This window comes from Vibrio sp. 10N.261.55.C5, assembly GCF_041470505.1.
GTDB lineage: Bacteria > Pseudomonadota > Gammaproteobacteria > Enterobacterales > Vibrionaceae > Vibrio > Vibrio crassostreae_C.
This window is the reverse complement of the sequence record NZ_JBFRMS010000004.1, coordinates 1-18,860: the sequence shown is the minus strand read 5'-3', so window position 1 is coordinate 18,860 and position 18,860 is coordinate 1. Positions and strand designations below refer to the sequence as shown.

The window sequence follows — 18,860 nt, the reverse complement described above, 5'->3', positions numbered from 1 at the left end:
ATATAATAGCGCGATATTTATCTTTATTCATCAATACGTTCCGTTTAGGTATCTCTCTATGTTGCTCTCTTCAATTATTCATCACACACGAGGTGATTTTGTTCGCAGGCTTATTGCGATTGCACTGCCCATCACCTTGCAGAGCATTATGTTTTCAAGCCGAGGCTTGGTGGATGTATTGATGTTGGGTCAACTTGGCGAAGCAGACATCGCAGCTGTGGGTGTGGCGAGCCGAGCGATGTTCGTGACGACCATTATGCTGGTGGGTGTTACCACGGGCGGTGCTCTTCTTACTGCTCAATATTGGGGCGCGGGTAATAGACAAGGTGTGAGAGAAAGCACTGCGCTGACGTGGCTGGTGTCGACACTGTTTGCTTTACTGACTATCGGGTTTTTCGTTTCATTTCCTGCACAAATCATGGGCGTGACGACCGACTCTCAAGAGGTCATCAACTTAGGCGTTGAATACATCGTAATTACGTCATTTAGCATGCTAGCGGTATCGTGTGTCAGCAGTATGGCTGTGGGTTTGAGAGCGATGCACAAACCCGGGCTAAGTACATTTTTCAGCGGTATCGGCATCCTGTCTAACGTGTTCTTAAACTGGGTGCTGATCTTCGGTAACTTAGGCTTTCCTGCGCTTGGAATCAAAGGTGCGGCGATTGCGACGGTACTGAGTGGCGCGATTGAAGTCGCGACTTTGTTTGGTTATCTCTATTTCTCTAAGCATTTATTAGCATTTAAGTTTTGCGATATTAAAGCGGCAGCTTCGATTGATAAGGTGGTTCGCTTCTTGAAGCTGTCTCTGCCGACCACGTTTAACTTCTTAGCGTGGGCGGGTGGTTTGTTTGCTTACCACGCGATCATGGGGCAATCGGGCGTTCAAGGTCTGGCTGCGCTATCGGTCATGACGCCGGTTGAATCTATCTCATTGAGTTTATTGATTGGCCTTTCGAATGCGGCAGCTGTTTTGGTGGGTAATCAACTTGGTGCGAAAAACAATGAAGCGGTTTACTATCAAGCGCTTGGCTTAACAATTTTGTGTTTCTTAACTAGTATTGTTGTAGCCGTTTTTCTCTATTTCGTTCAAACGCCAATACTTAATGCCTTTAGCGCACTGACGGAAGAAACCAGAGCCCTCTCAGAGAAGTTCATTCTGATCCTCTGTGTGGGTATTGTCATTCGCTCGGTGCCATTGACTGTGATCGTTGGGGTGTTGAGAGCGGGTGGTGATGTGAAGTTCTGCCTCTATCAAGATTTGATTGCTCAGTGGGTGATCGGTATCCCATTGGCAGCCATCGCGGCTATCTATTTTAAGTTTCCACCTGAGTGGGTATATCTGCTTTTCCTAACGGAAGAAGTCCTCAAGTGGGGCGGGTCGCTCTATCGCATGAAAACAAGAAAATGGATTAAAAACTTGATAGGAAGTTGAAGTAGGGCGCACCAATCGCATCACTTTATCGTTGGCGTGTGATCTATCTTTCAAAATACTTCCTCCTAACAGGGAATTAGTGTAGATTCTCCTTCCAAATTCTAACTAATGCGAGCTGTTTAATGTTAAAGCTGTCAGACCTATGTAAAGGCTATGTCGATGGGGGGGAGTTTCACCCTGTTTTGCAAGGTGCTGAATTAACATTAAACCAAGGTGACCAGCTGGCATTAATGGGAGAAAGCGGTTCAGGTAAAAGTACTTTACTGAATCTTATCGCGGGCTTAGACCTAGCGGACTCAGGTGAAATCGCTTTTCCTCACTTCAATATGCACGACTCAACCGAGCGTGACCGCACCGCTTATCGCAGAAACAACATTGGCCATATTTTTCAGCAATTCAACTTATTGCCAACGTTAAATATTGCCGATAACATCCGTTTTTGCCGCCAGTTAAAAGGCTTACCTGAAGACAAAGGTCTCTGGAGACAGATTCTCTCTGCTTTAGATCTTATGCCTTTACTTGGCCGTTACCCTGAAGAAGCGTCTGGTGGCCAACAACAACGTGCGGCCATTGCGCGTGCGCTGTATATGGAACCAAAAATATTGCTGGCCGATGAGCCGACCGGTAGTTTAGATGAGCGTAATGCAGAAGCGGTAATGCGTTTGCTGACCTCTTTGGCTCGTCAATTAGAATGTACGTTGCTGTTGGTAACACACAGTGAAAAAGTAGCTCTGCATATGGATGGTAGGATCCGTCTGCAAGGAGGGCAACTGCATGTTATGGCCCGTAGTTAAGGCACTACTCGGTCACTATCGACGTTACCCACTGCAGATTATTTTGGTATGGCTTGGTTTAACCCTCGGCGTATCACTTTTGGTTGGTGTTACTGCTATCAACCAACACGCCAAGCAAAGCTATGCGCATGGCGAAAAACTCTTTTCGAATCCTCTTCCTTACCGTATTCGACCAAAACACAACGCCAATAAAATCCCGCAAGGCTTTTATATCCAACTTCGCCGTGAAGGTTTTCAACAGTGTTCTCCTCTTGATCACCATCGTATCACTGATGAAAATGGCGCAAACTTCATGGTTGTCGGTATAGATCCTGTTTCTATGCTTCAGCTACAACCTGGTATAGCGTTAAAAGATCTCACCGCTTTGAACCTCATGAAGCCACCATATCCAATCCTTGTCAGTGATGATCTTGCTGAACACATGGAATGGCACAACGGTGATTACATCCCTTTGATGGATGGTTCTGAACTTGGTCCTGTGGTTGTTGATCAAAATAATATGATTAATGGTACAAGGTTGATTGCGGATATCTCCTTGCTCCGAATGCTTAAACGCAGTGCTGGGCTTTCAGTGATTGCTTGTTCAGACATGCCCACTGAGAAGTTTGAACGTCTTAAAAATATGTTACCTAATGGTTTGACGATCTCTCGTAGCTCTAAGGCAGAGCTTGAGTCGCTGACCAGTGCGTTCCACTTAAACCTAAAAGCGATGGGTATGCTGTCGTTTGTGGTTGGTTTATTTATTTTCTATCAAGCGATGTCGTTGTCATTTATTCAGCGCCAACCGTTAGTCGGAATCTTAAGACAAACAGGTGTATCGGGCTGGCAATTGGCTAAAGCGCTTTGCTTAGAATTGTTGATATTGGTCGTACTGAGCTGGATCTGCGGTAATGTATTCGGTGTCATGTTAGCCAACCAATTGTTACCAGCGGTATCTTCAAGCTTAGGCGACTTATACGACGCCAACGTTGGCTTAACGATCGACTGGAATTGGCGATGGAGCGGCTACAGCTTATTGATGGCGTTACTTGGTGCGTTTTTAGCGTGCGCTTGGCCATTGGTGCGTTTGCTTAGATCACAACCGATTCGTTTGACCTCTCGCTTATCTTTGATGCGCTTTGCGGGTACAGAGTTTACTTGGCAAGCATTGATTGGCTGTGGCTTCTTGGTTGCCGCTGTCGCCGTGTATCAAGCCCCTCAGACTCAAGAGACGGGTTTTGCGATTATCGCGCTAATGCTGATCAGTGTGGCGCTATTTACCCCGTTTTTGATGTGGAAGTTATTTAACAGCCTCTCTTATTCGTTGCGCTGGGTTCGTGCTCGCTGGTTCTTTGCTGATGCAGCTTCCAGTATGAGCTACCGTGGCGTGGCGACGATGGCGTTTATGTTAGCCTTAACAGCCAATATTGGTGTAGAAACCATGGTCGGTAGCTTTAGAGATACCACTGATAAATGGCTAACACAGCGTTTGGCTGCCGATCTGTATATCTACCCAACCAACAATGCCGCTGCTCGTATGAGTAATTGGTTATCTGACCAACCTGAAGTGGATTCGGTTTGGTGGCGTTGGGAGAAAGATGTGGCGTCTCCAGTCGGTAGTATTCAGGTGGTCAGTACGGGGCCTTCTGAAGGTGAGCTAGAAGCGCTGACGATCAAATTAGGTATTCCGAATTACTGGTATCACTTACATCACTCTAAAGGTGTGTTGATCAGTGAATCGATGTCTCTCAAGCTGGGGATTCGCCCTGGCGACTACATTGACCTCTATGATAGTCTCGGCTCTGGTTGGCAGGTTGTCGGTGTTTATTACGATTACGGTAATCCTTACCATCAAGTCATGATGTCGCATCGAAACTGGCTGTATGGCTTTGCAGGGCGGGGTAATGTCGGCCTTGGGGTAATACTCAAAGACAATGTGAATTCATTAGGGCTTCGCAGCCGATTAGAAAGCGTATTCAGGCTTGGCTCCGAGCGCGTTTTCGATAACAACAATATTCACAGTCAAGCAATGCGGGTGTTCGATAGGACGTTCGCGATTGCAGATACACTAGGTAACATCACCTTGGTTATCGCCGTCTTCGGTATCTTCTTCGCGACGGTTGCGGGAGAAGTGTCTCGCCAAAGGCATATTTCCTTGCAGCGCTGTTTGGGTGTCTCGGCGAAAGAGCTGATCCTGACAGGTAGTTTGCAGTTGTTTGTGTTTGGGCTTATTTCCTCCTTAATTGCGATTCCGCTCGGATTGGCGTTAGCGAGCCTAATTGTTGATATCGTGATAAAGCAGTCTTTTGGGTGGTCACTCGAGTTACAAGTGATTCCTTGGGACTATTTGCAGACATTTGCATGGGCCATGGCAGCATTGATGCTAGCTGGTGCTTTACCAGTGATGAGAATGATTCGGAACACTCCGATGAAGTCACTGAGGGATGCGCTTTAGTATGTTTTTACGGAATACTTCAACTAAGTTAAGACAACGAATTCTGTCTTCTCTGCTATTAATCAGTTTCTTCGGCATCTTTTTAAGTGTTTGGGGTTATTACTCCTATTTCATCGATCCTGGTGAAAAGGACGTGAATGAAGTTAACTCAATATTGGTTAATGAACACTTCAATGTGTTCGAACCTGTTTTGCCAGACCGTAATGTTTCGCTACCACAAGATTTTAAGTTCCACCCAGAGTTTCAGCACGAGTGGTGGCATTACTTTGCATCTTTGAAAGGTGATGATGGTAAAGACTATTCGGTCCAGTGGAGCTTTTTCCGTATCGCAACGGACGAACGTGAAACACCAGGGTGGCAAAGCCCTCAAGTCTATATCTCAAATGTAGTGGTCTCTTCTAAGTCCAAAGTATGGAAAGAACAGCGCATGGCTCGTGGCGGCATTGGCCAAGCGGGAATGACTAATCGTCCATTCAGGCTTTGGATTGATAACTGGAACTGGCGTGCACTCGGCAACACCCCATTCCCCGGGCGCCTTCAAGTGCAAACAGACACGTTTGGACTTGAACTCGACACCATTGCAAAAGGGCCCTATGTGTTCAACGGCGATAACGGTTATCAGAAAAAGCACGACTTATTACCTGTCGCGTCTTATAACTTCAGCGCTCCATTTTTATCGTTGAGTGGTGTGTTGAACCTAGACGGCGTTACCAAGGAAGTGGAAGGAACTGCGTGGGTACATAAAGAGTGGGGCAGTGGCTTACTTGGAGTGGGCCAACAAGGTTGGGATTGGTTTGTATTTAACCTCGATGACGGCACAGCGCTGAGCATTAACCGCTATCGTCATAACCAACAGTTGCCTTACATATTCGGGACATTAGCAACGCGCTCAGGCAAAGTTTACCAATTAACGGAATCCGACATTTCCATTCAACCATTGCAAAATACAACGTTGATGAATGGAAGACGGATGCCTTTGCAGTGGATCATTAACGTCCCTAAGCATGATATCAACCTCACAACGCGTATTATACGCAGGGATATGTGGCTTCCATTTGTCATACCATATTGGGAAGGGCCGATTAAGGCGAGCGGGAGTCATGAAGCGACAGGCTTTATGCAGTTAACTGGCTACTAAAAAACACCTAAGGCTATAATTTGATAGCCTTTTTTTATGCCTGCGCCTTTAGCGTCCCCCAATGAATTGTGCATACAGGTTCGATGATCTCATCTATACTTAATTCATGGTGCATAACAACATTATGGTATATACGACGTATTGTTTAGTATTTGTAGGAAAAACCGAAGTTAAACATCCGAAGAAGTGATTATCTATCAATTAAACTTGGATATAAACTCGTGGTTATTCTTTGTTATTCGTTTATTTAAATAATAAATATAAGGGCGAAATCATGACCGACGTCATCCGTGACTTCTTTAAAATGGAATCTGCTGGCGGCATCATACTAGTCATCGCTGCGGCGATCGCAATGTTTGTAGCAAACTCACCACTGAACGAAATGTACCAAGGTGTACTTCACAGTTACGTTCTTGGTATGTCTGTGTCTCACTGGATTAACGATGGCTTAATGGCTGTCTTCTTCCTTCTAATCGGCTTAGAAGTTAAGCGCGAACTTTTAGAAGGCGCATTAAAGTCTAAAGAGACAGCAATCTTCCCAGCTATCGCAGCTGTGGGTGGTATGTTAGCTCCTGCACTTATTTACGTGCTATTTAACTCAAGTAACCCTGAAGCGCTTCAAGGTTGGGCTATCCCAGCAGCGACTGATATCGCATTCGCATTGGGTATCATGGCTCTTCTTGGTAACCGTGTACCGGTAAGCTTGAAGGTATTCCTGCTAGCACTGGCAATTATCGATGACCTAGGTGTTGTTGTTATCATTGCTCTGTTCTACTCAGGCGACCTATCAACACTTGCACTTACAGTTGGCTTCATCGCGACTGGTGTGTTGTTCATGCTAAACAACAAGCATGTAACTAAGCTGAGTGTGTATCTCATTGTTGGTGCAATTCTGTGGTTTGCAGTATTGAAGTCTGGTGTTCATGCAACGCTGGCTGGTGTAGTGATTGGTTTTGCTATCCCACTGAAAGGCAATAAAGGTGAACATTCTCCGCTGAAGCATCTAGAACATGCTCTGCACCCATACGTCGCTTTTGCAATCTTGCCAGTCTTTGCTTTTGCAAACGCAGGTATTTCATTGGAAGGTATCTCAATCTCAAGCCTAACAGGTATGCTACCGCTTGGTATCGCTATGGGTCTATTGATTGGTAAGCCTCTTGGTATCTTTGCATTCAGCTGGGGTGCGGTGAAATTGGGTGTTGCTAAGCTCCCTGAAGGTGTGAACTTTATGAACATCTTCGCAGTATCTGTCCTGTGTGGTATTGGTTTTACAATGTCTATCTTTATTTCATCACTAGCATTTGGCCCAACGAATGTAGAGTTTGACACACTAGCTCGACTAGGCATCCTGATGGGATCTACAACAGCTGCAATTCTAGGTTACTTCCTGCTAAGCGTTTCTTTACCGAAAACAGCAAAGCAACAAGAAGTAAAACTATAATCAGCGGTAGGCTCGTTTAACGGCGAGCCTATTCACTGATTAACAAGCTAACTTCTGAGTAGCAAGACGAGTCACAGAATCATCCTCCCCGATTCATGTGACAGCAAAGAACAAAAAAGCCGTGATAGGGTTTCCTATCTCGGCTTTATTGATCCTAACTGCTAGTATTTTTAGTTTGGTTAGTTATTGATGATCTAAAACTCCTAGATTCAACTCATTATTTTGATCGGCATGAATTGCGGATCGTTTTGGATGACCAGAGTGACAGTGTCATGTTATTTTTCTAGCGTGGTAAATATGGTCCACTCCTCGACGATCTGTTCGCTTAGTCCGACAACTGTGGCTGTTACTCGGCGGTTCAGTGCATGAGACGTAGCATCGTTGCCATCGCTCTCTAAGCGGTTTTCACCGTAACCAACAACTCTTACTCGGCTCGGGTCGATACCATTCGACAACAGTTCATCTTCAACGTGGTGAGCGCGTTTCTTTGATAGCTCTAAGTTGTATTCACTCGCGCCGACTTTACTGGCGTAACCTTGAATCTCTATCGATGCACTTTGGTAGGTTTCTAAGAACTCAGCCATAGTGGTGATTTGATCTGAGAAGATAGGGTTAACTTCATAGGAGTCATTGGCGAAAAGGATGTTCAGCCGTCTGACTTCTTGCGAGCTAACCGTCTCTCCACAGCCTTCGTTGTCTACCAGAGACGACTCTGGTGTGCCAGGACAGGTGTCTCGTGCATTGACCACACCATCGTTATCATCGTCTTGCAGGTCAGAAATTTGCTCCGCTTCTGGCGTTTCTATGTAGGGCTCTTCATTTTGGCTAGAGCATGCACATAGCGTTATCGTTAATGCGGAAAGTAATAAATAAGGTCTCTTCATCATTAATACTCCACTGCCGTTGTCCACTCGTCTGGAATGTCGACCAGTAGAGCGTTCAATAGAGAGCCTGTCGCGTTCATTACACGGTATTTAGCGTACTGTTCAGAGTAATGCGCATCTAAGTAATCTTTGCGGGCTTCAAACAATTCGTTTTCAGTGTTAAGCAGATCAAGTAGCGTACGTTTGCCGATTCGATATTGTTTCTCATAAGCGATAACGGTTTCTGACGCCGAATCCACGTGATCAGACAAGAAGTTCTTTTGTTGCAACGTCAGATCCAATGCACTCCAAGATAGGCGAAGGCCTTCTTCCACTTGTCGATAAGCACGATCTCTTAGATCCTTCGCTTTATTAAGTTGGTAAGCTGCAGCTTCTGAATTAGCACTATCGGTACCACCGTTGTAGAGGTTGTATCGCATTCTTAACATTGCCAACGTCTCTTGGCTCGAACCTTCATCGCCTCCCGCATCATCGCGCCATGATTGAGATGCCTCGATAGAGAAAGTAGGGTAGTTAACCCCTTTTGATTGTTTGTACTGGAAGTGCGCCGAATCGACATCTGCAGTTGCGACTTTGATGACTGGGTGTTGGTCCAGAGCATTAACAAGGGCGTCTGACAATGACAGAGGAATCATAGAAATATCGGCTCTTGGGTAGACCAAGCCAAGCGGTTCTTGACCCACTATTCTTCTAAATTGAGTGTGGGTATCAATTAGGTTGTTCTGTGCGGCTAATAAATTGCCGTGCGCTTTTGCAATCCTAGCTTCTACTTGAGATACATCTGCGGTTGAGCCTATGCCTGAGGCTGCTCGTTTTTTGATGTCTTTATAGATTTTCTTGTGGATAGCAAGGTTACTTTCCGAAAGGGCTAAAACTTCAGTTGCTTTGACTGCATCCAGGTAGATCTGTGTGACCTCTAGCGCTTTGTCTTCGGCATCCGCGAGTAATTGTAAGCGAACCGATTCCGCTTCTGCGGCAGTACGGTCAATATCATTGAGAGTCGACGAACCATCCCACAACAACTGAGTGAGGGATATGGTGGCTTCCTTTCGTGTGAGATCGGTATCAGGACCGTTGTTTGGCGCAGGGTTTATGCCTTCATAGCCAATACCAGCATCAAGATCGATACTCGGCCTATAAGCACCACCTGCGGCATCGTTTCGTTTTTGTACACTCACAAACTCATTAAAAATACTTTTTATCTCAGGATTGGTAGCCAAGGTAATGGCAACAGCCTGTTCTAAAGTCTGAGCAGAGAGTGGGGTTGCAATAGCTAAGCAACAGATGATGGGTAATTTAAACAGTCTCAAAGTAGGTCTCCTTCTACTTTTAAAAGCTCCCGCCGCTTCCCAACAAGCGTTTAACTACTTAATTGAAAAGGGTATTAAACGAAGCTTAGGACATCTGCAAGAAATTGCTAAGTTTGTTGGCTTTATTTCGAATGTAAGTCTCTATCCTTATTGATTAATTTACCAATAGTAGCAAATGGCAAGCTTCGAATGGATGCACCGTAAATAGAGGAAACGTAGTATTAGGTTTGGACTCAGATAGGTAAACGTTGGCTAGTAGGTTGTTTGAAATACGAGTTCCAGTGATAACAATGTGCCAAGCATGGTAGTTCGACTCTTAGGAAGAAATGACAGCATATAAAGAGGCGGTCGCGCTGTTCAGGTTGTAGTTAGTAGCTGTGAAGAGGGGTAAGTAAGGCTCACTCTCGTCCCAAACAACAAACAAAAAAAAGCCCAAACCAACGTGGTTTGGGCGGATACAAGTATAGGAGTTAATAAGGAAAATGCAGTAATTAAGAAAGCAGTGAGAAGAACAAGTTTGACGGCCTGTTAAACTTCTAAATACGCTGTTTTCTACCTAATTTAGGACTCTCCATTTCCATTTCAGTTCCAAGAAAATTCATTATTTTTTTCTTTTTTTATAAACACACAGCGATTCAATCGTTTAGTGCTGAGTTTTATTAACTGGTACGACCAATTTGTGAAAATGTGATGTTGCTTGCTTGTTAAATAAATGTACTAAGCGTATATTTCAAACAGTTGTTTAATACGAGTGATTGAAATGGCACCAAGAAGTACAACCAAAGACAAAATCTTAGATGTGGCTGAAGGCTTATTTGCTGAGCACGGTTTTAATGACACCTCTTTACGTACGATTACGAGTAAAGCGAATGTCAACTTAGCTTCAGTGAACTATCACTTTGGCGATAAGAAGACTCTGGTTCGTGCGGTACTCAATCGTTACTTAGAAGCATTTATGCCAGCACTGCAAGATGCATTAGTGAACTTAAACTTGAACGAAACGTATTCTATGAGTGACGTGTTTGAGTCGTTGAGACAGCCACTAAGAGCACTTAATGATGTTAGGCCAAATGGTACAAGCCGATTCATGTTACTTATCGGCAGAGGCTATACGGATGTGCAAGGACACTTGCGTTGGTTCATTACTACTCGCTACAGCGAAGTACTTTCTTTGTTTACGACATCTGTAATGAAGGCGAATCCGAACCTCACTCAAGAACAGTTATTTTGGCGATTACACTTCACCCTAGGGACTTGTGTATTCACCATGGCATCAAGTCAGGCTCTGGTAGAAATTGCAGAGAATGACTATGACAGAAAGATAGATGCTAAGGCAGTGGTCGATATTCTTATTCCATATTTAGCCGCAGGCATGTCAGCAGAAGAATAAAACAATAAAAAGCGAAACATTCACAACCAATATAGTGAACAAAAGGATCTGAACTATGAGCTCTCTAAGACAAAAATGGGTAAGTGACCCAGCTTTTAAACTCTTTAAAAAAGTACTACCACCACTATCTAGCACCGAGAAAGAAGCGATGGAAGCGGGTAGCGTGTGGTGGGACGGAGAGCTGTTTTCTGGTAAACCAGATTTCACTAAGCTGCATCAATACCCAAAACCTCAGCTGACAGCAGAAGAGCAATCGTTCATGGATAATGAGCTTGAAACCTTGCTCGCTATGCTTGATGACCACCAAATTGTAAAAGAAGATCGAGACCTTCCTGAAGAGGTGTGGAACTTCTTACGCAAAGAGCGTTTCTTTTCGCTAATTATTGCGAAAGAGTATGGCGGTCGTGAATTCTCAGCACACGCTAACTCAACTATCGTAACTAAGATTGCGACTCGCAGTATCAGTACTGCGGTTTCAGTAATGGTTCCAAACTCTCTTGGTCCTGGTGAGCTGCTGTCTCACTACGGCACTCAAGACCAAAAAGACTACTGGCTACCTCGTCTTGCTGACGGTACAGATATCCCATGTTTCGCACTAACAGGCCCAGAAGCGGGTTCTGATGCGGGTGGTATCCCTGATGTCGGTACTGTGTGCATGGGCATGCACGAAGGTAAAGAGACGCTAGGTATCAAGCTTAACTGGAACAAACGCTACATTACACTAGCACCAGTGGCGACGGTACTTGGTCTGGCTTTCAAACTGCACGATCCAGAAAAGCTACTGGGTGACAAAGAAGACATTGGCATCACTTGTGCGCTAATCCCGGCTGACCACGAAGGTGTTGTGATTGGTGAGCGTCATGACCCACTTGGTCTTGCGTTTATGAATGGTCCAACACGCGGTCACGATGTATTTATTCCTATGGAATGGTTAATCGGTGGTGCCGATTACGCAGGTAAAGGCTGGCGTATGCTGGTGGAATGTCTGTCTGCAGGTCGTGGTATCTCATTACCCGCACTTGGCACGGCGATGGGCCACCTAACGGCGAAAACGACCGGCGCATACGCTTATGTTCGTAAGCAGTTCGGTATGTCGATTGGTAAGTTTGAAGGAGTTGCAGAGAGTTTAGGTCGTATTGGTGGCTTAACGTATCTACTAGAAGCGACTCGTACACTAACAACTACTTCACTCGATATGAAAGAGAAGCCGGGTATCGTTACGGCTATCGCGAAATATCACATGACAGAAATGGCGCGTACTATCCTGAATGATTCAATGGATATCCACTCTGGTCGTGCAATTCAAGATGGTCCAATGAACTACTTAGCTGCGCCTTACCTAGGTATTCCAGTTGCTATCACAGTAGAAGGTGCGAACATCTTAACTCGCAACCTGATGATCTTCGGTCAAGGTGCGACACGTTGTCACCCATACGTGCTAAGCGAAATGGAAGCGGCAGCAAACCCAGATGAGAAGCAAGGTGCGAAGGATTTCGATAACTTGTTGTTCAAGCATATCTCTCACGCAACTAAGAACACGTTTGGTGCGTTCGGTGCGGCATTGACAGGCTCTAAGTTCATTAAAGCGGATATGAGCGGTCCAACGAAGCCTTACTACCAAGACTTAACTCGCTTGAGCCGTGCGCTTGCAGTGAGTGCGGATTTCGCAATGCTTACACTAGGTGGCGAACTGAAACGTAAAGAGCTTATCTCTGCACGTCTAGGTGATGGTCTAAGTTACCTATACATGGCGTCTGCAGCGCTTAAGAAGTATGAAGATGAAGGTCGTCAACAAGCTGACCTAGACTACGTACACTACGCGGTTCAACACTGTTTCCATAACGCGGCTAAATCGCTACAAGAAGCGTACAGAAACTTCCCGAACAAGATGGTAGGTAAAGTACTTAAAGGTCTAGTTTTCCCTGTCGGTAACCACTTTGAAAAACCAAGTGATAATCTAACGGTACAACTGGCAGAAAGCTTGATGACTCCGGGTGCACACCGTGAACGTCTAACTCACCTTTGCTACATAGGCAAAGAAGAAGAGGATAGTGTTGGCCTAATGGAGAATGCGTTCAATGCGATGTACAGCATCAAGCCTCTCGAACGTAAGATCTTCAAAGCAGTGAAAGAGGGCAAAGTGGCTCGTAAAGGTCTATTGCAAGATAAACTTGCTCAAGCACTGGCGGCAGATGTTCTTACTCAAGACGAAGTTGACCAAATCATTGCAGCAGACAAACTTCGCTACGCAGCGATTCAAGTTGACCACTTCAGTCATGATTACAGTGAAACTTTGACGCGAAAAGAGTTAAAACCTAAGCTAAATAGCGTTGCTTAGATAAAGAAATGACAAAAGGCACCTTATTAGGTGCCTTTTTTTGTTTTTGTCGTAGAAGTTGCAATAGAGGCGTTAACAAATGGTGACTTAGTCAGCAAATATTCACTGAGTGCTCCAACCACTTGCATTTTCGCCACATTTTTACAGAAATTAGATGCCATTTGCGTACGAAACTTTTATCCTTAACCTGATTTTTTAAGGAAGTTGAATATGATCATCAAACCTCGAATTCGCGGATTCATCTGTACTACAACACATCCAGTCGGTTGTGAAGCTAATGTAAAAGAACAAATTGCTTACACAAAAGCTCAAGGCCCAATCGCAAACGCACCTAAACGTGTACTAGTTGTTGGCTCTTCAAGTGGCTACGGCTTGTCTTCACGTATTGCGGCTGCATTTGGTGGCGGCGCTTCAACTATCGGTGTTTTCTTTGAGAAAGCCGGTACTGAGAAAAAGCCTGGCACAGCTGGTTTCTACAACTCAGCAGCGTTCGACAAGTTTGCTAAAGAAGAAGGCCTATATTCAAAAAGCCTGAACGGCGATGCTTTCTCTAACGAGGCGAAACAAAAAACAATTGACCTGATCAAAGAAGATCTAGGCCAAATCGATATGGTTGTATACTCACTGGCGTCTCCAGTGCGTAAAATGCCAGAGACTGGCGAAGTAATTCGTTCATCTCTAAAGCCTATCGGCGAAACGTACACGTCAACTGCGGTTGATACCAACAAAGACACAATCATCGAAGCAAGCGTAGAGCCTGCAACTGAAGAAGAGATCAAAGACACTGTTACTGTAATGGGCGGTGAAGATTGGGAACTTTGGATCAATGCTCTTTCTGAAGCTGGTGTTCTAGCGGACGGTTGTAAGACGGTTGCTTACAGCTACATCGGTACTGAACTAACGTGGCCAATCTACTGGGATGGCGCACTAGGTAAAGCTAAGATGGATCTAGACCGTGCAGCGACAGCGCTGAACGAGAAGCTAGGCCAAACTGGCGGTACTGCAAACGTTGCTGTTCTTAAGTCTGTAGTGACTCAAGCAAGTTCTGCAATCCCTGTAATGCCTCTTTACATCGCTATGGTGTTCAAGAAGATGCGTGAAGAAGGTATTCACGAAGGTTGTATGGAACAGATCTTCCGTATGTTCAGCCAACGTCTATACAAAGAAGACGGCAGCGCGCCAGAAGTGGATGAAGTGAACCGTCTACGTCTAGATGACCTTGAGCTTCGCGAAGACATTCAAGATCACTGTCGTAACCTATGGCCTCAAATCACAACTGAGAACCTAAAAGAACTGACTGACTACGTAGAGTACAAAGAAGAGTTCTTGAAGCTATTTGGTTTCGGTGTTGAAGGTGTTGATTACGAAGCTGACGTTAACCCAGCTGTTGAATTTGATGTAGCTGACATCTAATTCAAGTTATCGAATCTAAACGAAATAGGCGCTCATTGAGCGCCTATTTTTTTGTCTGCTATTTGGTTCAAGAGATTAAGAGCAGATATGGGATTCGAGTGGCGGGATGCGAAGAGATTTAAGAGCGGATACGGCTACCGCGATTCGAAGGGGGACAAGAGTAGAAATATGGGATGAAGAGAGTTAAGAGCAGGAGTGGGGAAGAAGGCTTGAACCGCTTAAAACAGGTTATAAAAAATGCACTAACCCAAAGTGAATTAGTGCATTCGAAATATCTAAGCTTGGCTGCTTTTAATGCAGCAGATGCTAGCTAATTATGATGATGAAAGTACCTGCTAAGGTCATCAATATATTGGCTATCGCATAAGTACCCGCATAACCCAGAGCCGGAATCGTTGAGCGAGCGTGGTCATTTACGATGTCCATCGCTGGAGCGCAAGTTCGCGCGCCAATGATTGCACCGAACAACAAAGCTCGGTTCATCTTCAATACGTAAGCGCCAACCAAGTAAGCGAAGAATACTGGCAGCACACTCACTACTAGGGCAATACCTATTACCTGTGGGCCAACTTGGGTTAAGTGCTCAAATATCTTACCACCGGCGCTCAAGCCGATACCGACCATAAAGAACATCAAACCGAGGTCTTTGACCATGTTCAGAGCACCTTGAGGCACATAACCGAAAGTAGGGTGGTTCGCTCGTAGGAAACCAAGCATGATGCCCGATAGAAGCAGGCCAACCGCGTTACCTAGCCCAAACGATACCTGACCGAATGTCATGGTGATTAAACCAAACAAAATACCCAAAATGAAGAAGCTACAGAAGGCCATCAAATCCGCCATTTGGCTGTGGATTGAGATGAAACCAATTTTCTCAGCTAGGCCGTGCACTCGACTCTTTTCACCACTCACCTGTAGGACGTCACCTTTAGAAAGCACGATGTTTAAGTCCATCGGCATTTCAATCTGAGCACGTACTACGCGGCTAAGGAAACAGCCGTATTCAGACAGGTTTAAGTCTGATAGGCGCTTACCTGCGATACTGTCACTCTTAACGACGATCTCTTCTTCCACGATACGCAGATCGAGAAGGTTACGGTCGAAAACTTCTTTACCGTTACGGAAGCTTGGGTCTAGACGAGCGTGGCTATCTGGGAAACCAACCAATGCGATCTCATCGCCTTCTTGCAGAATTGCATCACCATCTGGATGGGCAAGAATACCATTACGTCGAATACGCTCGATGTAACAGCCTGTTTGGCGATAGATGCCCAGTTCACGCAGATTCTTACCGTCAGTCCAAGAGATGAGCTCTGGTCCCACTCGATAAGCACGAATAATGGGCAAGTAAACCTTACGCTGACCTGAAGCGCCTAACCCACGTTCTTGGGCGATTTGCTCTGCCGAGTCGTGTAGGTTCACTTTTTGAAGTTTTGGAATCAAGCGAGCAAACATAATCATACTGATTAAGCCAACCAAGTAAGCCATCGCGTAACCGACTGAAAGGTTTTCGATAATCAGGCTCAAGTCCATGTTTCTTGGTAATTCTGCAAGCCCAGAATTCAGAGCATCTTGAGCACCTACCAATATCGGCGTTGCTGTTAAGGCACCTGCCATCATGCCTGCAGATAAACCAAAGCCTAGGCCAAGGTAATGACTACTGAAATAGGTTAGGGCAATTGCGGTAGAAAGTACCACAAGGCTCAGAATGAGGTAGTGCTTACCGTCTCTGAAGAAGATACCGAAGAAGTTTGGTCCAGCTTCAATGCCAACACAGTAGATGAACAGCATGAAACCAATGGTGAGCGCATCTGCGTTAAAAGAAAAGCCAAGATGTCCCATGATAAGGGAAGTAATCAAAACACCGATTGAATTACCAAGTTGGAGGCTACCGAAACGAATTTTACCAATGGCTAATCCAATCGATAAAACAACAAAGATGAGGAGAATGGGGTTTTGTTCTAACAGAAAAACAACGTCGATATTCACAGTGGTCGCTCAATAATTGGCGTGAAACACAGGGTAAGTTTGAGAGGTGAATTGTATCTAAATATAAATAAAATATAAGCGATATTTTGCTATTTTACTTGATTTTGACTTTATTATTATTCCGTACGAAAACTGGTCATAAAAAAGCCCGCTACAGTGAGCGGGCTTTCTATACATCGTACAGTCTAACGCCTAAATGGGTCAGCTGTTTAAGGCTTTAGCCCTGATTCTCGTTTGAGAAATCCTAGCTTAGTCGAAAAGACCTAGGTTTTCTTTTGCGTATGCTTCAAATTCTGTGCAGCCGCCGATGTGGTCTTGGTCGATGAAGATTTGTGGAACTGTATCGACAGGTTTACCAACAGTCTTCTCTAGATCAGCTTTGCTGATACCTTCAGCGTGGATGTCAACGTAACGGTAGTTGAAGTCATCGCGTTTAGCTTTAAGAGTTTCAGCATGCTCTTTTGCACGAACACAGAATGGGCAAGCAGGGCGACCAAAAATAACTACAAACATTTAATTTCTCCTAAATACGGGATGAGGCTCGTTAACTCGATTATGTTAACTATTCTTTAGTGAATGCCACTCAAAATTTCATAAAACCAACTATGCCTCAATGCCATGGGGAAATAAAGATGGAATTACCTCTTAATACAATAGGTTTTGTCTATCAGAGCAAATAATGGTCACAAAAAGGATCCATGCTGATTTCTGATGGGTATTCAGATTGATTACCCTTAATTTAAGAGTGTGAATTACCCCTAAGAATACGACATTAATCCATCTTTAATGCGACAAGTTGCACCTCGTCAAAAAAAGCGCATACAGAACGAGGCATCTTAATACTGATGCACTATATAAAGGCTAAATTCCAATAACCAAGAGTTCGCAGTTTTGTTCGGTCATAGGCGCAGGAGGCACCATGTTTCAATTTATGACATCTACAAAGATCATCTTTGGTGATGGAGCACTTTCCGCTTCATTGTCTCTCTTTAATCAATATGGCTACAGCGTGCTATTGGTTACAGGCAATACATTAGAGCGCACTTCAATTGTTACTGACTATCTTGATGCGCAGAGTATGCGTTATCAGCACATTGCCGTTTCCGGTGAACCTAATATCAAAATGGTTGAAGAGGCGGCTATTTCTGCTCGTCGATTTAAGCCAGATATGGTTGTCGCCATGGGGGGCGGTAGCGCCATCGATATGGGCAAAGCGTTGGCTGCGGTTTTACCTAATCAAGGCAATTTATATGACTATGTTGAAGTGGTCGGGCGTAATGTTCCTCTTAAAACCAAACCACTTCCGTTTATCGCAATTCCAACCACAGCGAGTACCGGCGCCGAGGTCACTAAAAACGCGGTGCTGAAATCAGGCCAAGACCAAGTAAAAATCAGCCTGAGAAGCCCAGACATGCTGGCCGACGTTGCGATTGTCGACCCAACCCTAACTCATGGAACCAATCTATATCTATCTGGGCGAGGTGCGATGGATGCCTTTACTCATCTAATGGAAGCCTACGTGTGTGGTGAACCGAATCCGTTAACCGATATGATTTGTGAAGAAGGGCTGCGTAAGTTGAGTGGTTCTGTGGTTAAAGCGTGTGTTTATGATGAGCCTCAAGCGCGTTCTGATCTTGCTTTCGCTTCTATGCTCGGTGGTATGGCGATAACTAATGCCAAGCTTGGCGCAGCCCATGGTTTAGCCTCCGCACTAGGAGGTAAGATTTCTGCGCCTCATAGTGTGATTACCGCGCGTTTAGCGCCGTTTGTGATGTTGGAGAACATAGCCGTTGCAAAAGAGCAGCAAAGAAGCGACATCCTAGCGCGTTATCAGCGAATCGCTCAGATAGTAACAGGTAACGTAGAAGCAATAGAAGAGGAGGCAATTTCTTGGTTATCGGAAGTGCTTGATACGCTTAAGTTACCCAACTTGTTGGAATTTGGTGTCTGTGAAGCCCAGTTTGATGAGGTGTCTGCCGACGCGCTCAAATCAGTGGCGATTAAAGGAAACCCTTTGCCGCTTAACCAAGAGAGGCTCGTGCATATTTTGAAGCAAGTATGCGAGAAGTGCAGTTGTAGAGAAGGGCATCATGAGGGAGCTTCAATGAATCAAATTGGGCAAGAGCCAGCTGTCGAGTCGAGCTTTACCATTATCAATTCTTATGCGTCCGAAAACAGCGTGGTTGAGAAGGGCAATAGTTGGACTATCTAACGGTCTTAAACTTGTTCGTTGTATAAGTCATTTTATACAGACAAATAAAAACGGAGCTCTAGGCTCTAATGCCGTTCACTTAAGA

13 protein-coding genes are annotated in these 18,860 nt (G+C 44.9%); 9 read left to right on the top strand and 4 right to left on the bottom strand.

Annotated features, from left to right (window positions below):
* Positions 1-58: 58 nt before the first annotated feature.
* The 5 genes from AB4263_RS00505 (at position 59) to nhaA (ending at position 7,239) form a co-directional block, all read left to right on the top strand.
* Entirely contained in the window at positions 59-1,432 is a 1,374-nt protein-coding gene (locus AB4263_RS00505) for an MATE family efflux transporter (RefSeq protein WP_372097150.1), read from the top strand.
* Positions 1,433-1,554: 122 nt separating this feature from the next.
* On the top strand, positions 1,555-2,226 hold the full coding sequence (locus AB4263_RS00500) for an ABC transporter ATP-binding protein (protein ID WP_017060385.1): 672 nt from the start codon (positions 1,555-1,557) through the stop codon (positions 2,224-2,226).
* Positions 2,207-4,660, top strand: a complete 2,454-nt coding sequence (locus AB4263_RS00495) for an ABC transporter permease (RefSeq protein WP_372097148.1) — start codon at positions 2,207-2,209, stop codon at positions 4,658-4,660. The genes AB4263_RS00500 and AB4263_RS00495 overlap by 20 nt, the downstream gene beginning before the upstream one ends.
* Positions 4,650-5,798 carry a lipocalin-like domain-containing protein gene (locus AB4263_RS00490; RefSeq protein ID WP_065583902.1) on the top strand — a complete coding sequence of 383 codons (1,149 nt, stop codon included), beginning with the start codon at positions 4,650-4,652 and terminating at the stop codon, positions 5,796-5,798. The genes AB4263_RS00495 and AB4263_RS00490 overlap by 11 nt, the downstream gene beginning before the upstream one ends.
* Positions 5,799-6,072: 274 nt before the next feature.
* Complete coding sequence (nhaA, locus tag AB4263_RS00485) at positions 6,073-7,239, top strand: Na+/H+ antiporter NhaA (RefSeq protein WP_010441484.1); 1,167 nt, start codon at positions 6,073-6,075, stop codon at positions 7,237-7,239.
* Positions 7,240-7,514: 275 nt separating this feature from the next.
* Here nhaA and AB4263_RS00480 read toward each other — a convergent pair whose 3' ends face one another.
* The gene (locus tag AB4263_RS00480) at positions 7,515-8,126 is read right to left on the bottom strand and encodes an OmpA family protein (protein WP_102428233.1); all 612 of its coding nucleotides are present in this window, start codon (positions 8,124-8,126) and stop codon (positions 7,515-7,517) included.
* Entirely contained in the window at positions 8,126-9,433 is a 1,308-nt protein-coding gene (locus tag AB4263_RS00475) for a TolC family outer membrane protein (protein WP_010441480.1), read from the bottom strand. Before AB4263_RS00475 ends, AB4263_RS00480 begins: the two co-directional genes overlap by 1 nt.
* Before the next feature lie 760 nt (positions 9,434-10,193).
* On the opposite strand from AB4263_RS00475, the gene AB4263_RS00470 reads away from it, so the two are divergent.
* The 3 genes from AB4263_RS00470 to fabV all read left to right on the top strand — a co-directional run bounded on the left by AB4263_RS00470 (position 10,194) and on the right by fabV (position 14,574).
* Complete coding sequence (locus AB4263_RS00470; RefSeq protein ID WP_017065403.1) at positions 10,194-10,823, top strand: TetR/AcrR family transcriptional regulator; 630 nt, start codon at positions 10,194-10,196, stop codon at positions 10,821-10,823.
* Between the two features lie 55 nt (positions 10,824-10,878).
* Positions 10,879-13,161 carry an acyl-CoA dehydrogenase gene (locus AB4263_RS00465; protein WP_017071963.1) on the top strand — a complete coding sequence of 761 codons (2,283 nt, stop codon included), beginning with the start codon at positions 10,879-10,881 and terminating at the stop codon, positions 13,159-13,161.
* Positions 13,162-13,371: 210 nt separating this feature from the next.
* Positions 13,372-14,574 carry an enoyl-ACP reductase FabV gene (fabV, locus tag AB4263_RS00460; protein WP_017065406.1) on the top strand — a complete coding sequence of 401 codons (1,203 nt, stop codon included), beginning with the start codon at positions 13,372-13,374 and terminating at the stop codon, positions 14,572-14,574.
* Between the two features lie 306 nt (positions 14,575-14,880).
* Here the strand turns inward: fabV and AB4263_RS00455 are convergent, their stop codons facing one another.
* Complete coding sequence (locus AB4263_RS00455) at positions 14,881-16,563, bottom strand: aspartate:alanine antiporter (protein WP_065584163.1); 1,683 nt, start codon at positions 16,561-16,563, stop codon at positions 14,881-14,883.
* 249 nt (positions 16,564-16,812) lie between these two features.
* Positions 16,813-17,076 (bottom strand): GrxA family glutaredoxin, encoded by a 264-nt coding sequence (locus AB4263_RS00450; RefSeq protein WP_009847069.1) that lies wholly within the window; start codon positions 17,074-17,076, stop codon positions 16,813-16,815.
* Positions 17,077-17,482: 406 nt separating this feature from the next.
* Here AB4263_RS00450 and AB4263_RS00445 point away from each other — a divergent pair, with 406 nt between their 5' ends.
* Positions 17,483-18,775 (top strand): iron-containing alcohol dehydrogenase, encoded by a 1,293-nt coding sequence (locus tag AB4263_RS00445; protein ID WP_017060396.1) that lies wholly within the window; start codon positions 17,483-17,485, stop codon positions 18,773-18,775.
* Positions 18,776-18,860 lie beyond the last annotated feature (85 nt).